General features: G+C 73.1%; 15 protein-coding genes. 7 read left to right on the top strand and 8 right to left on the bottom strand.

All coding sequences use genetic code 11. The features are described from left to right. Nucleotides 1–116 precede the first annotated feature (116 nt). A complete protein-coding gene (locus AC067N_RS26195) occupies nt 117–1,331 on the bottom strand; it encodes a cytochrome P450 (protein WP_478681318.1) in 1,215 nt (404 codons plus the stop codon). Between the two features lie 228 nt (nt 1,332–1,559). Between AC067N_RS26195 and AC067N_RS26190 the strand changes: the two genes are divergently transcribed. Further along, nucleotides 1,560–2,222 carry a thiaminase II/PqqC family protein gene (locus AC067N_RS26190; RefSeq protein WP_478681317.1) on the top strand — a complete coding sequence of 221 codons (663 nt, stop codon included), beginning with the start codon at nt 1,560–1,562 and terminating at the stop codon, nt 2,220–2,222. Between the two features lie 18 nt (nt 2,223–2,240). On the opposite strand, the gene AC067N_RS26185 is transcribed toward AC067N_RS26190, so the two are convergent. From AC067N_RS26185 to AC067N_RS26165, 5 genes are all read right to left on the bottom strand, one after another. Next, nucleotides 2,241–2,480 (bottom strand): DUF6213 family protein, encoded by a 240-nt coding sequence (locus AC067N_RS26185; protein WP_478681316.1) that lies wholly within the window; start codon nt 2,478–2,480, stop codon nt 2,241–2,243. Nucleotides 2,481–2,505: 25 nt separating this feature from the next. Next, nucleotides 2,506–3,891: an NADP-dependent succinic semialdehyde dehydrogenase gene (locus AC067N_RS26180; protein WP_478681315.1), complete on the bottom strand. Its 1,386-nt coding sequence runs from the start codon at nt 3,889–3,891 to the stop codon at nt 2,506–2,508. Nucleotides 3,892–3,956: 65 nt separating this feature from the next. Continuing rightward, on the bottom strand, nt 3,957–4,424 hold the full coding sequence (locus AC067N_RS26175) for an NUDIX hydrolase (RefSeq protein ID WP_478681314.1): 468 nt from the start codon (nt 4,422–4,424) through the stop codon (nt 3,957–3,959). Then, nucleotides 4,421–5,959 carry an ATP-dependent DNA ligase gene (locus AC067N_RS26170; protein WP_478681313.1) on the bottom strand — a complete coding sequence of 513 codons (1,539 nt, stop codon included), beginning with the start codon at nt 5,957–5,959 and terminating at the stop codon, nt 4,421–4,423. Before AC067N_RS26170 ends, AC067N_RS26175 begins: the two co-directional genes overlap by 4 nt. 210 nt (nt 5,960–6,169) lie before the next feature. Further along, complete coding sequence (locus tag AC067N_RS26165) at nt 6,170–7,114, bottom strand: NAD(P)/FAD-dependent oxidoreductase (RefSeq protein WP_478681312.1); 945 nt, start codon at nt 7,112–7,114, stop codon at nt 6,170–6,172. Between the two features lie 77 nt (nt 7,115–7,191). On the opposite strand from AC067N_RS26165, the gene AC067N_RS26160 reads away from it, so the two are divergent. From AC067N_RS26160 to AC067N_RS26135, 6 genes are all read left to right on the top strand, one after another. After that, the gene (locus AC067N_RS26160) at nt 7,192–7,791 is read left to right on the top strand and encodes a helix-turn-helix domain-containing protein (RefSeq protein ID WP_478681311.1); all 600 of its coding nucleotides are present in this window, start codon (nt 7,192–7,194) and stop codon (nt 7,789–7,791) included. A 104-nt stretch (nt 7,792–7,895) separates the two neighbouring features. Continuing rightward, entirely contained in the window at nt 7,896–8,873 is a 978-nt protein-coding gene (locus AC067N_RS26155) for an NADPH:quinone oxidoreductase family protein (protein ID WP_478681310.1), read from the top strand. Beyond that, nucleotides 8,870–10,054, top strand: a complete 1,185-nt coding sequence (locus AC067N_RS26150; RefSeq protein ID WP_478681309.1) for an acyl-CoA dehydrogenase family protein — start codon at nt 8,870–8,872, stop codon at nt 10,052–10,054. Before AC067N_RS26155 ends, AC067N_RS26150 begins: the two co-directional genes overlap by 4 nt. Then, nucleotides 10,051–11,136: an acyl-CoA dehydrogenase family protein gene (locus tag AC067N_RS26145; protein WP_478681308.1), complete on the top strand. Its 1,086-nt coding sequence runs from the start codon at nt 10,051–10,053 to the stop codon at nt 11,134–11,136. Before AC067N_RS26150 ends, AC067N_RS26145 begins: the two co-directional genes overlap by 4 nt. Before the next feature lie 194 nt (nt 11,137–11,330). Further along, a complete protein-coding gene (locus tag AC067N_RS26140; protein WP_478681307.1) occupies nt 11,331–12,203 on the top strand; it encodes a phosphatidylinositol-specific phospholipase C/glycerophosphodiester phosphodiesterase family protein in 873 nt (290 codons plus the stop codon). A 110-nt stretch (nt 12,204–12,313) separates the two neighbouring features. Continuing rightward, nucleotides 12,314–12,508 carry a hypothetical protein gene (locus AC067N_RS26135; RefSeq protein ID WP_478681306.1) on the top strand — a complete coding sequence of 65 codons (195 nt, stop codon included), beginning with the start codon at nt 12,314–12,316 and terminating at the stop codon, nt 12,506–12,508. Nucleotides 12,509–12,517: 9 nt separating this feature from the next. Here the strand turns inward: AC067N_RS26135 and AC067N_RS26130 are convergent, their stop codons facing one another. Beyond that, on the bottom strand, nt 12,518–13,708 hold the full coding sequence (locus AC067N_RS26130; RefSeq protein ID WP_478681386.1) for a phosphodiester glycosidase family protein: 1,191 nt from the start codon (nt 13,706–13,708) through the stop codon (nt 12,518–12,520). Nucleotides 13,709–13,822: 114 nt separating this feature from the next. After that, nucleotides 13,823–14,197, bottom strand: coding sequence for a DUF779 domain-containing protein (locus tag AC067N_RS26125; protein WP_478681305.1), 375 nt, complete (start codon nt 14,195–14,197; stop codon nt 13,823–13,825). Between the last annotated feature and the right edge of the window lie 24 nt (nt 14,198–14,221).

Here is a 14,221-nt window from a genome sequence, read left to right as displayed (position 1 = left end):
CGTGGGGGACCGTTCGACAGCCCCCGCGCTCCTGGCCGCCCCTGAAGTGCGGATGTGCGCATGGGTGCCGGCGTGGCCGGCGGAAGGCCCTTCGGGCCCGCTGAGGGCGGTCACGGTCACCAGGCGACGGGGAGGGCCTCGGGGCCGCGGATCAGGGCCCCCCGCCGCCAGCGGACCTCGGCGGGCGGCACGGCCAGCCGCAGGCCCGGTACGCGGTCGAGGAGCGTATCGGTGATCAGTCCGATCTCCAGCCTGGCCAGGTGGGCACCCGCGCAGGAGTGCGCCCCGTACCCGAAGGCCAGATGGGGGTTCGGGGCGCGGTCGAAGTCGATGCGCTCGGGGTCGGGGAAGACGTCCGGGTCACGGTTGGCGGCCAGGTACGAGACGTAGACCGGGTCGCCGGCCCGGATGCGGACGCCGTGGAGGATCACGTCCTCCAGGGCGATACGGGAGAGGCCGACGGCGTTGCGGTGCGGGATGTACCGCAGCAGCTCGTCGAGGGCCTGCGGTCGCAGCCCGGGTTCCGCACGCAGACGGGCGAGCAGGTCGGGGCGGGTCAGCAGGATGGAGAACAGCCGGCCCGCGTGGTGGGTGACGGTCTCGCCGCCGAGCTGGAGGGAGCAGGCCAGGGCCGTCGCCTCCTCCTCCGTGATGTCGTCCCGGTCCACGGCCGAGCCGAGCAGGGAGACGACGTCCTCGCCGTCGGAGTGCCGGTCCGCGGCGACGGCCTTCGCGAAGTACGCCTCCATGTCCCGTCGGGCCTGACGGCCGGCCGCGCCACCGTCGGTGGACGACAGGATCCGGCGGGTCCACTCCCGCAGGTCCGCACGGTCCGCCTCGGGGACGCCCATCAGCTCGCAGATCACGGTGAAAGGGAACGGCTCCAGCACCCGTGCGACGAGATCGGCGGGCGGGCCGTCGCGCAGCATCGCGTCCACCACCGCGTCCAGCGTCCGCCGCGCGGCCGTCCGGAGGCGTTCGATGCCGTGGGTGCCGAAGGCGGGGGCGACGGAGCTGCGCAGCCGGGCGTGGTCCGGCATGTCCACGAAGTGCATCGCGCCGGGCGGCGGGACGAAGTGCGCTGCCGGCCGGGTGACCTGACGGCCGATCACTTCGGCACGGCTGAACCGGGGGTCGTTCGTCACCAGCCGTACGTCGTCGTAGCGGGTCAGCAGCCACGCCCAGCCCTCGCCGTCGGGCAACTGGATCCGGTTGATCGGACCCTCCCGCATCAGCTCGGCCAGCAGGGGGTCGAAGTCGACCCCGTTCAGATTCAGGACGGGCCAGTGCCGTACCGGCGGAGCACCGAGGGTCTCTTCGCTCGTCGTCATGTGTCGTCACCCATGGAGAACGCCTGCTTTCGCTGTCCGCAAGGCCTTCGGGCCCGGGCACGGTTGGTTCGCTCGGTTACCCACGATCACCCGGTGGCCCGGCGATCTCGCGCCGGACTACTCCAGACCGGCGAAGCCGGACGGACCACCGCCCACTACTCCGAACCGGGCGGCCGTGCCAAGGTCGGGGAAGCACGGCGCCACCGCCGGAACCGACAGGAGGACGCAATGACGCGCACGGCCGGGCAGCTGCTGGACACCCTCACGACGCGACTGGCCCCCGAACCCGACGACAACCCCCTCCTGCCGCTCATCGCCTCCGGTGCGGCCGACCGCGCCACCCTCGCCGTACTCGCCCTGGAGCAGCACCTGGTGATCGGCTCCGACCACCGTTCCTTCGCCCGTCTGGCCCAGCGCGCGGCGACCGAAGCCCCCGCCGGCGCCGCCTTCTTCCGGCTGCTCGCGGACGGCGAGGCCGTGGCGGCCGGACACCTGACCGCGTTCGCGAGGGCCTGCGGCGTGGACGAGGAACGAGCCGCGGCCCACGAACCGCTGCCGGGCTGCCAGGCCTATCCGTCGTACGTGGCCCGCCTCGCGCTGGAGGCCGAGCCGGCCGACGCGGTCCTCGCCCTGACCGCCAACTTCGCCTCCTGGGGCGGCTACTGCGCCGTGATCGCGCAAGCCCTGCGCCACCACTACGACTTCGGCGACGATGCCTGCGCCTTCTTCGACTTCTTCGCCGAGCCGTCCCCCGACCTGGAGAAGAGCGCCCGGACGGCCGTGGAGGAGGGGTGGGAGGCCGGCCGGATCGACGAGAGACTCGCCCATCGTCACGGCCGACTGCTGCAGAGCTACGAATCCCTGTTCTGGAGCACCCTCGCGCGCCTGTGAAGGGCGTTGAGGTACGTCTCAGCCGGACACGGCACCACTGCTGTGCGCGATGCACGCCACGTCGATACGGTCGGCCAGCTTCGCCAGCTCGATCGTCAACGCGGCCACCGTGTCCTCGTCCAGGTCGTCCGCACCCGCCTCCACGAGGTGCAGCCACCGCCCGCCCACCGTTCGCAGCAGCTTGCTGACATCGGCGGCGGCCACCTGAAGGTTCCCGCGGTCGTCGACGATCAGAGGCAGAGTCACTTCGCGGTTCACAACGGGGATGGTAACCGCGGAACGCTCACGCCCCGTGCCACACGGTGGTGATGTTGCAGAACTCCCGGATTCCGTGTCCCGACAGCTCACGTCCGTAACCCGACCGCTTGACCCCGCCGAACGGGAACGCCGGGTGGGAGGCGGTCATTCCGTTGACGAAGACGCCCCCCGCGTCGAGGTCCCGGACGAAGCGGTCGACCTCGGCGGCGTCCTGCGTCCACACGTTCGAACTGAGTCCGAAGGGCGTGTCGTTGGCGATCGCGATCGCTTCGTCGAGGTCCGCGACCCGGTACAGGGTGGCTACCGGACCGAAGGTCTCCTCGCGGTGGACACGCATCTCGGGGGTGATGTCGGCGAGGACGGTCGGCGGGTAGTACCAGCCGGGCCCGTCCGGGCGCTCCGCCCCGCACAGCACCGTGGCGCCGCTCTCCACGGCCTCGTCGACCAGACCCTCCAGGTCCTCGCGGCCCTGCTCGCTGGAGAGCGGGCCGACATCGGTGTCCTCGTCCAGCGGGTCCCCGACCTTCAGCGCCTTCATGCCCTCGACGAACCGCTCGGCGAAGGCGTCGTACACGTCGGCGTGCACGATGAACCGCTTGGCGGCGATGCAGGACTGGCCGGTGTTCTGGGCACGCGCCGTCACGGCGGTGCTCGCCGCGCGGTCGACGTCGGCGGACGGCATCACGATGTACGGGTCGCTGCCGCCGAGCTCCAGCACGGTCTTCTTGATCTCGTCGCCGCCGACGGAGGCCACGGACCGGCCCGCGGGCTCGCTGCCGGTGAGGGTGGCGGCCCGCACCCGCGGGTCGCGCAGGACGCCCTCGACGGCGCCGGACCCGATGAGCAGGGTCTGGAAGCAGCCCTCGGGGAAGCCCGCCCGGCGGAAGAGGTCCTCCAGGTACAGGGCGGTCTGCGGGACGTTCGAGGCGTGCTTGAGCAGGCCCACGTTGCCGGCCATCAGCGCGGGCGCGGCGAAGCGGATCACCTGCCAGAGGGGGAAGTTCCAGGGCATCACGGCGAGGACCGGGCCCAGCGGACGGTAGCGGACCAGGACGCGGGAGGCGCCGGAGTCCTTCACGTCCGCGTCGGAGGGCTCCACGTCGGTGAGCAGCACCTCCGCGTGCTCGGCGTACCAGCGCATCGCCTTGGCGCACTTGGCGGCCTCGGCGCGGGCCTGCCTGATCGGCTTGCCCATCTCGGTCGTCATCACACGGGCGACGTCCTCCGCGTCCTCGTCCAGGAGGTCGGCGGCCCGGCGCAGCAGCCGGGCGCGTTCCGCGAAGGACGTCGTCCGGTACGTACGGAACGTGCTGTCGGCGACGGCGAGCCGGCGCTCGATCTCCTCCTCGCCCAGTGCCTCGTACGTCCTGAGCGTCTCGCCGTTCGCCGGATTCACCGTCGCGATGGGCATGCCTGACCTCCTGCGTGGGCTGTCCCTCGACCTTCCCGCGCGGCGACGCGCGCCGCAACGCGGACTCAGTCCGAGTGCTCAGGCAGCCGGTCGAGAAACTCCGTCTGCGCCTTCACGAGCACCGCGCGGGCCCGCTCCAGGCCGCACCACTCCACCCGGTCCAGCTCGGGGAACTCCTGGAACCGCCCCGACCTGGGCGGCCACTCCAAGCGGAAGGTGCCCGGCACCACCGTCGCCGGGTCGAGGTCGGCCTCGATCGCCCAGACCGTGACGATCTTGCCGTTGGTCTGCCGCACCTCGCCCAGCGGCACGGCCTCCCCGTCGGGCGGCTCCAGCCCCAGCTCCTCCCGGAACTCGCGGCGCGCCGCCTCCCAGGCGGGCTCGTCGGGCTCGTACTCGCCCTTGGGCACGGTCCACGCGCCGGCGTCCCTCCGCTCGAAGTAGGGGCCGCCCATATGGCCCAGCAACACCTCGACGCCGTGCTCGGTGCGGCGGTACAGCAGCAGGCCGGCACTGCGTTTGGGGGTCGTCACCGGGCTACCTCCGGGTGTGCGGCGAGCAGGGTCTCGACGGTATCGGCTTCGGCGGGGGACTTGTCCTCGCGATAGCGGATCACGCGGGCGAAGCGGAGGGTGACACCGGCCGGATAGCGGGTGGAGCGCTGGAGGCCGTCGTAGGCGACCTCCACGACGAGTGCGGGGCGGACGGCCACGCCCCAGCCCTTCTCCTCGACCGCCAGGTCACGCAGCCGCTCGGTCTGCCAGGTCAGCATCGCGTCGGTCATGCCCTTGAAGGTCTTGCCGAGCATCGCGAAGCCGCCGTCGGCGGTGCGGGCGCCGAGGTGGAGGTTGGAGAGCTTGCCGGTGCGGCGCCCGTGGCCCCACTCGGCGGCCAGCACCACCAGGTCGAGGGTGTGCACGGGCTTGACCTTCAGCCAGGAGGCACCGCGCCGGCCCGCGCTGTAGGCGGCGTCGAGGGCCTTCAGTACGACCCCCTCGTGGCCCCGGGCGAGGGTGTCGGCGAGGAACCGCTCCGCCTCGGCCAGGTCGTCGGGGCCGTGTACAAGGGTGCGCCGGACGCGCATCGGCTCCGGGACGAGACGGGCCAGCTCGGTGTGGCGTGCGGTGAACGGCAGGTCGAGGAGGTCCCGGCCGTCCACGGAGAGCGCGTCGAAGAAGACCGGTGCGACGGGCACCTGTCCGGCGGCCGTCGCCACGTCCAGCCGCGAGCCGACGCGCCCGGCCGTCTCCTGGAAGGAACGCGGCCGTCCCTTCTCGTCGAACGCGATCACCTCCCCGTCGAGGATGAACCGTTCGCCCCGCAACTCCAGTGCCGCCGCGGTCAGTTCGGGGAGGCGGTCGGTGATGTCGTCGAGGGTCCGGGTGTAGAGGCGTACCTCGGGGCCTTCGCGGTGGACCTGGACGCGGATGCCGTCCAGTTTCTCCTCGACCGCGCAGGCGCCCAGCTTCTCCACGGCCTCCGCGACCGAGGAGGCGCTGTGCGCCAGCATCGGCAGGACCGGCCGCCCCACGGTGAGGTGGAACCGCTCCAGTGCGGGCGGGCCGTCCGCGAGCAGCGCCTGCGCCACGGTCTGCAGGGAGCCGGCCAGCATCACCGCCCGGCGGACGCCGGCGGCGGGCGCGCCCGTGGCGGCGGCCAGGCCCTCGACGGCCACCGCGTCGAGCGCGCCCTGCCGGACCTCGCCGGTGAGGAGCCCGAACAGATAGCGCTGCTCGACGTCGGTGGCCTCGGCCAGCAACTCACCGACGAGGCGTCGGCGTTCCGCCTGCGAGCCGCTGCCGGTGACGCCGCCGATCTCGGTGAGCCGGGCGTCGACCCCGCGTACGGTCAGGGTGGGCTCGGCTGCGGGGGCGATGTCCTGGTCGAGGATCTTCCAGCCGATGCCGAGACGGCCCTGGGGGAGGTGTCCCGCGAGGTACGGGATGGCGATCGGTACGTCGTTCGCCTCGGCGTGCCGGAACAGCTCGGCGAGCAGAGCGGTCTTGCGGGAGCGGGCCGAGGTGGCGGCGAGCTGCCGGGACAGGTGGGCCAGCTGGGCGAACAGCATGCAGCCATGGTCCTACGGAGTTTCGCCGGGCGCCCAGTGGGTGGGGGCGGGGGTGTGTGGCGGGTGCGGGTGGGTGGGGGCTGGTCGCGCCGTTCCCCGCGCCCCTCGACGGCCCTTCGGGCCGATCGTCTGCGCGGTTCCCAGCGTCCCTGTGGGGACCAGCGCCGTTCCATGTGCGTCGTTCCCTGCGCCCCTGGCTTGACCTGGCCCCTACGACGGCACCGTCGCGTCCAGGTCTGTCATCAGGAGGTCTCCGTTGATGACGGCGCCTGCCCGGTAGCCGGTGGAGGCGGCGTTGACGACCTGTTCGGAGAAGCCCATGGCGTTGCCCACCGCCCAGACGCCGGGGACCGAGGTCAGGCCGTTCGGGTCGACGACCGGGTAGCTGCCGAAGGGGGTCTCGCGCAGGTCGGCGCCCAGGTGCTCGAGGAGGCCGGTCTGGGGGAGGGGGCGGGGGGCGACGAAGAGGATCTGCCGGGGGTGGGTCGTGCCGTCGCTGAGCCGGACGCCGGTGAGGCGGTCGTCCTCGGTCAGCAGGCCCGCGACCTCGCCGGGGACCACGCGGACACCGGCCGCGGAGAGCCGGCGCAGGTCGTCGTCCGAGAGGTCGGTCTCGGGGACGGTGTGCAGGAACAGGGTGACGTCCTTGGACCACTGGGAGACCATCAGGGCCTGGTGCACGCTCATGGGGGTGGTGGCGAGCACACCGAACGCCTGGTCCTGCACCTCCCAGCCGTGGCAGTAGGGGCAGTGCAGGACGTCCCGTCCGAACCGCTCGGCGACCCCCGGCACCGGCGGCAGCTCGTCCTGCAGGCCGGTGGCGACGACGAGGCGCCGGGCGTGGAAGGTCCGGCCGTTGGCCAGGGTCACCGAGAATTCGGCGTCGTCCGCGTCCTCGTTCCGGGCGACGTCGACCGCGCGACCCCGGACGAGTTCCACGCCGTACCGGGCGATCTCCTCGCGGCCCACGGCCAGGAACTCCTGCGGCGGCATGCCGTCCCGGGACAGATAGCCCTGCATATGCGCGGCGGGCGCGTTGCGGGGCTCCCCGGCGTCGACGACCAGGGTCCGGCGCCGGGCCCGGCCGAGGACCAGGGCCGCGGACAGTCCGGCCGCGCCGCCGCCGATCACGATCACTTCGTACTGCTCGGTCATGGTGACCACCTCCACGGAAAAGGTCGCCCGAGAGCTGCCGCATTGACAAACGCCTTTGCCGAAACTGCAATAGCGGCATGAGTGAGAAGAGCGAGGCGGCGAGCGGTACGGACGAGGTGCTCGCCGGGGTCGGGCCGAGGCTGCGAGCCCTCCGCAAGGAGCGGGAGGTGACGCTCGCCGCCCTGTCGGAGGCGACCGGGATCTCCGTGAGCACCCTCTCCCGGCTGGAGTCGGGGCTGCGCAAGCCCAGCCTGGAGCTGCTGCTGCCGATCGCGCGGGCCCACCAGGTCCCGCTGGACGAGCTGATCGGGGAGCCGCCCGTCGGTGATCCGCGGGTCCGGTCCAAGCCGATCGTGCGGCACGGGCGGACGTACTGGCCGCTCACCCGGCAGCCGGGCGGCCTCCAGGCCTTCAAGGTGCGGGTCGAGCCGGAGGGGCAGCAGGTCCCCGAGCCGCGCACCCACGAGGGGTACGAGTGGCTGTACGTGCTCTCGGGGAGGCTGCGCGTGGTGCTCGGTGAGCACGACGTGGTGCTCACCGCGGGGGAGGCCGCCGAGTTCGACACCCGGGTGCCGCACTGGTTCGGGGCGGCGGGCGAGGCGCCGGCGGAGTTCCTCAGTCTGTTCGGGCCGCAGGGGGAGCGGATGCACGTCCGCGCCAAGCCCGCCCGCCGGTGACGCACGCTACTGTCCGCCGACTGTTCCCCGGATGGCAAGCGACCGCTTAGTATGCGGATGTCAGTCCACCCCGGTCCGACGAAGCTGTCCCGTGGAGGCACCGCATGCAGGCATGGCAAGTGCACGAGAACGGCGAGCCGAGCGAGGTGATGCGGCTCCGGGACGTGGAGCGGCCCACGCCCGGTGGCGGCCAGGTCCTGCTGAGGGTGCGCGCCGCGAACATCAACTTCCCGGACGTGCTGATGGCCCGGGGCCACTACCAGGTCCGCCCCCCGCTGCCGTTCACGCCCGGAGTGGAGATCTGCGGTGAGACCGAGGACGGCCGCCGGGTCATCGCCACCCCGGCGCTGCCCCACGGCGGTTTCGCCGAGTACACCGTGGCGGACGCCGCGGCCCTGCTGCCCGCGCCCGGGGCGCTGGACGACGCGGAGGCCGCGGCCCTGCACATCGGCTACCAGACGGGCTGGTTCGGCCTCCACCGCCGGGCCGGCCTCGAAGCGGGGGAGACGCTGCTCGTCCACGCCGCCGCCGGAGGGGTCGGCAGCGCGGCCGTGCAGCTCGGCAAGGCGGCCGGCGCCACGGTCATCGGGGTCGTCGGCGGCGCCGACAAGGCCGCCGTCGCCCGGGAACTGGGCTGCGACGTGGTGGTGGACCGGCGGAGCGAGGACGTCGTCTCCGCCGTGAAGGAGGCCACCGGGGGACGCGGCGCCGACGTGATCTACGACCCCGTGGGCGGCGAGGCCTACACACAGTCGACCAAGGTCGTCGCCTTCGAGGGGCGGATCGTGGTCGTCGGCTTCGCCAGTGGGAACATCCCGAGCCCCGGCCTCAACCACGCCCTGGTGAAGAACTACTCGATCCTCGGCCTGCACTGGGGCCTGTACAACACCAAGAACCCGAAGCTGGTCCAGCACTGCCACGAACAGCTCACCGAACTGGCGGCGCGAGGCGTCGTCAAGCCCCTGGTGAGCGAACGGGTGCCGCTCGACGGGGCCGCGGCCGCCGTCCAGCGCGTCGCGGACGGTGTCACCACCGGCCGGGTCGTCGTGGTGCCCTCGCCGGAGAACGGAGCCGCCGCATGACCGACGCAGCCGAACTCAAGCGCCGCACCGCCGAGTTGCTGGCCGCATACCCGCCCGCCACCACCGACCGGCTGGACTTCCTGCGCGCCCGCTTCGACGCCGGGCTCGCCTGGGTCCACTACCCCGAGGGACTCGGCGGCCTCGGCGCCCCGCGCTCCCTCCAGGCGATCGTCGACGCCGACCTGGAGGCCGAGGGCGCGCCCGACAACGACCCGCGGCGGATCGGCATCGGCCTCGGCATGGCCGCGCCCACGATCCTCGCCTACGGCACGGAGGAGCAGAAGCGGCGCTATCTGCGGCCCCTGTGGACCGGGGAGGAGGTGTGGTGCCAGCTCTTCAGCGAGCCCGGCGCCGGGTCCGACCTCGCCGCGCTCGGGACGCGGGCCGTGCGGGAGGACGGGGGAGACTGGGTCGTCAACGGGCAGAAGGTGTGGACGTCCAGCGCCCACGTCGCCCGCTGGGCCATCCTCATCGCCCGCACCGATCCGGACGTGCCCAAGCACCGGGGCATCACCTACTTCATCTGCGACATGACCGACCCCGGCATCGAGGTCCGGCCGCTGCGGCAGATCACCGGCGAGGCCGAGTTCAACGAGGTCTTCATCACCGACGTCCGCATCCCCGATGCGCGCCGCCTCGGCGAGGTCGGCGACGGCTGGAAGGTCGCGCAGACCACCCTCAACAACGAACGCGTCGCCATCGGCGGTATGCGGCTGCCCCGCGAGGGCGGCATGATCGGCCCCGTCTCCAGGACCTGGCGCGAACGGCCCGAGCTGCGCACCCACGACCTCCACCAGCGGCTGCTCAGGCTGTGGGTCGAGGCCGAGGCCGCCCGGCTCACCGCCGAGCGGCTGCGCCAGCAGCTCGTGGCCGGACAGCCCGGCCCCGAGGGCGCCGGCATGAAGCTCGCCTTCGCCCGCCTCAACCAGGAGATCAGCGGCCTGGAGGTCGAACTCCGCGGCGAGGAGGGCCTGCTGTACGACGACTGGACCATGCGCCGCCCCGAGCTGGTCGACTTCGTCGGCCGCGACGCCGGCTACCGCTACCTGCGTTCCAAGGGCAACAGCATCGAGGGCGGGACCACCGAGGTCCTGCTGAACATCGTCGCCGAGCGCGTCCTGGGCCTGCCCCCGGAGCCGCGCACCGACAAGGACGTCGCCTGGAAGGACCTGGCCCGATGAGCACCCAGCCCGACCTGCTGTACTCGGAGGAGGAAGAGGCCCTCCGCGCGGCCGTCCGCGACCTGCTCGCCGACCACTGCGACGCGGCCGGTGTCATCGCGCGCGTCGAGTCGGACGCCCCGCACGACCCGGCCGCCTGGAAGGCGCTCGCCGACGGTATGGGCCTCGCCGGACTCCTCGTCCCCGAGGACCGCGGCGGCCAGGGCGCCAGCCATCGCGAGGCCGCCGTCGTCCTGGAGGAGCTGGGGCGTGCCGTCGCCCCCCTGCCGTACCTCACGAGCGCCGTCGTCGCCACCGAGGCCCTGCTGGCCTGCGCCGCCGACGACCTGCTCGCCGAGCTGGCCTCCGGCCGCAGGATCGGCGCCCTGGCGGTCGCGCTGAACGTCGCCGCCGGCGGGGCCTACCAGGTCGTCCGGTTCGAGGACGGTGCCCTGCACGGCGAGCTGACCGGCATCGCGGACGCGACCGTCGCCGACGTGCTGCTCGTGCCCGCCGACGACGGCGGTCTGTACGCGGTCGACGCCTCCGCCGCGACCGTGACCCCGCAGGCCTCCCTCGACCTGACCCGGCCCCTGGCCAGGGTCGCGCTCGACGGGGCGCCCGGCCGCCTCCTCGGTGACGCGGAACCCGCCGTACGCCGGGCCCTGCGTGCCGGGGCGGGGCTGCTCGCCTCCGAGCAACTCGGGCTCGCCGACTGGACGCTGACCGAGACGGTCCGCTACCTCAAGGAGCGCAAGCAGTTCAACCGGCCCGTCGGCGGCTTCCAGGCGCTCAAGCACCGGCTGGCACAGCTGTGGCTGGAGGTCGTCAACCTGCGGGCCGCCGCCCGCAACGCGGCCGACGCGCTCGCCATCGGCAGCGACGACACCGACGTCGCGGTCGCCGTCGCCCAGGCGTTCGCCGCCCCCGTGGCCGTCCACGCGGCCGAGGAGGCGCTGCAACTCCACGGCGGCATCGGCATGACGTGGGAACACCCGGTCCACCTGTACCTCAAGCGGGCCAAGGCCGACGCGATCGCTTACGGCACCGCGGGCGCCCACCGGGAGGCACTGGCCGAACTGGTCGACCTGCGCGCGCCCTGAGCCACCGTCGGACAGCGCCACCACAGCGCGCGAAACGGCCCGCCCCGCATGGGCGGGCCATCTCGCGCGCCCCGCGCGGACGAGATGAACCGACGACGTCGGCCCGGCCGACTTCCGCCCCGCACAGGCTCTTTGCTCGGTTCGGGACCCCATACTCGCTGGGGTCCCGTACGCCACCTCAGGGGAGGCAGAGCATGGCCCTCACCACCCGCCGCAGAGCGCTCACCACCCTCGGCGCCGCACTCGCCGGACCGCTCGCCCTGCCCGCCGCCGAGGCGCTGGCGGCGGAACCGCGCGGGCACCGTCCGCGACCGCTGCGGCGTGCCCACGCGCACAACGACTACGAGCACCCGCGCCCCCTGCTCGACGCCCTCGACCACCGCTTCGGCAGCGTCGAGGCCGACGTCTTCCTCGTCGGCGACCAACTCCTCGTCGCCCACGACCCCGAGGGCCTCGACCCTGCCCGCACCCTCGAATCCCTCTACCTGGAACCACTCGCCGCCCGCGTCCGCGCCCACCACGGCTCCGTGTACCGGGGGCGTCGCAAGCCGTTCCAACTCCTCATCGACATCAAGACCGAGGGCTCCTCGACCTATCTGGAACTCGACCGGCACCTGCGGCGCCACCGGCACCTGTTCACGACGTACGCGCACGGCCGGGCGCACCCCGGACCGGTGACGGCCGTGATCTCCGGGGACCGGGCCGCCCGGGCCCCCATGGAGGCGCAGACCGTGCGGCGCGCCTTCTACGACGGACGGCTCGCCGACCTGCTGAGCGCGAGACCCGCGCCCGCCTCCTTCATTCCGCTGATCTCCGACAACTGGGCGCCGAACTTCACCTGGCGGGGCGCCGGCCCGTTCCCGGACACCGAGCGGGCCAAGCTGCGCACCATCGTCTCGACGGCGCACCGGCGCGGGCAGCGGGTGCGGTTCTGGGCGACGCCGGACCTGGCCGGCCCGGACCGGGACGCGCTCTGGGGCGAACTGCTCGCCGCGGACGTGGACCACCTCAACACCGATGACCTCGCGGGCCTCGAAGCCTTCCTGGACGCCCGCGACACCGCCTGACGCCGTGACACCACACGTTCGGCGGACACGTCAGCCGCACGGACGAACCCTCCGCTACGCCACACTTGCGGCCGAATGCCGCGAAGTGGGCGTGGCGGAGGAGGTTGACGATGGCCATTTCCATCTCTGTGGTGCTGCTGCTCGTGATCCTGACGGTGGTCTTCATGCGCAACGGAGCGCTGAAGTTCTCGCACGCCGCCGTCTGTGTGCTGCTCGGCTTCTCCATGGCGAGCACCAGTCTGGCGCCGACCATCCACAACGGGCTCACGGCCACGGCGGAGATCGTCGGCAGTCTGAACCCATGAGCCCGGCCCTCATGTCCTTTCGTGCCGACGGGGTTTGACGAACACGCCGATCCCGTTCGGTACGGGCCGTTCGGCGCCGGCTCCGGGGTGGTTCCGTACGGTGACGGCGCTCTCGCCGGCGGCACGGGCGACCAGCGTGGAGGAGCCGCCGCCGTCCAGGCTGAACGCGTCGTCCGAGCCCAGCTCCCGCATCACCTCGGCGACCTCGGCGACGGTGAGGCCGGACCGGTGGGCGGGGGCTCCGTCGAGGGCGAGCAGCAGCAGCCGGTGGCCGCCCTCGGCGATGCCGGCGGCCGTACGTACCGCCGAGACGGTGTCGTCGAGGCCCGGCAGCGGCCGGCCCGACCGCAGGACCGGGTGGCCGCCGAGCGCGAAGGCGTACGGGACGCGGGTCGTCGCCGTCACCAGACGGTGCCGTACCGCAACCGGGTCGCCGGGGGAGAGCCCGCGCAGCCACCGGGCGCCCGCCTCGCGGCCGACGAGGACCGTGGCGCCGGGCGTGACGGCACCGCTGCCGGGCGAGGGCGCGGCGGAGACCACGCGGCCGCCCGCGACCAGCACCTCGTGGACATCGGTGCTGCACGGTGCCGCACGGTCGGTGTCGGTGCCGCACACGGCCCGCATCCGGGAGACGGTGCCCCAGTCGGAGGTGAACGCCCCGACGGAGCCGACCGGCAGGGCGTACTGGTTGAGGCCACCGAGCGGGAGGACGCCCTCGGCGGTGGTGACGGAACCGTCGAGGGCGATGCCGTCCAGGCGGGCCCGGCCGTCGGCCGTGACACCGAGCACGTCCCTGGTGCTCGTACCGGGCGGCGGCGCCGGGCCGAAGCGCTGACCGTCCGGCACGGCCGCCTTGAGGGCGCGTCCGCGGGCGATCGCCGGGCCGACGGGCGCGCCGGTGGCCGTGACACCGGAGTGCTGGACCTCGGTGATGTTGAAGAAGTCGCCGTTCACCCCGGCGACGGCGCCCGCGGCCGTGGCCATCCGGGAGACCGTCTCCCGCGCGGCCACCACGCCCGGGTACAGCAGGCCGACGCCCACCCGGCGGTGGCGCAGATCGACGCTCAGCACATGGGCGTGTGCCACACCGTGGGAGGCCGGTACGTCGAACTCGGTGTACGCGACGCCCGGCATGAGGCCTGTGGCCCGGGGCGCGCCGGTGGCCGGCGCCGCTCCCACCAGGGCCCCGCCGGTGAGCACACTCCACGCCGCGAGAACCGTCAGTACCGTTCTGAACCGTCCGCCACGACGTGTCACGGCGCCCCCTGATGTCTCGTCAACTGTCCCAGGACCCAGGGGAAGTGCACCAGACGACTACCGGCCGGGCGGCGGCTCCGGGCCGACGACGCGGGAACGGATCAGGAAACGCACCCCTTCGGGTGCCTCCAGGGAGAAACCGCCGCCCCGGCCCGGTACGACGTCGACGATGAGCCGGGTGTGACTCCACACCTCGTACTGGCCGCGGGACATCCAGAAGCCCACCGCCTCGTCGACGCCGTCGACCTCCAACTCCGCGAGGAGGACGTCGGAGTCGCCCGTGCGGAACTCACCGTCCGGGTAGCACATGGGGGCGCTGCCGTCGCAGCAGCCGCCCGACTGGTGGAACATCAGCGGGCCGTGGGCCGCCCGCAGCCGCCGGACCAGGTCGGCGGCCGCGGGGGTCAGCTCTACACGTGGGACCACATCCATGGCCGCAGTCAACGTCCCGTCAGG

This window comes from Streptomyces sp. NPDC042364, assembly GCF_056437585.1.
This window is presented reverse-complemented; position numbering and strand designations above follow the sequence as displayed.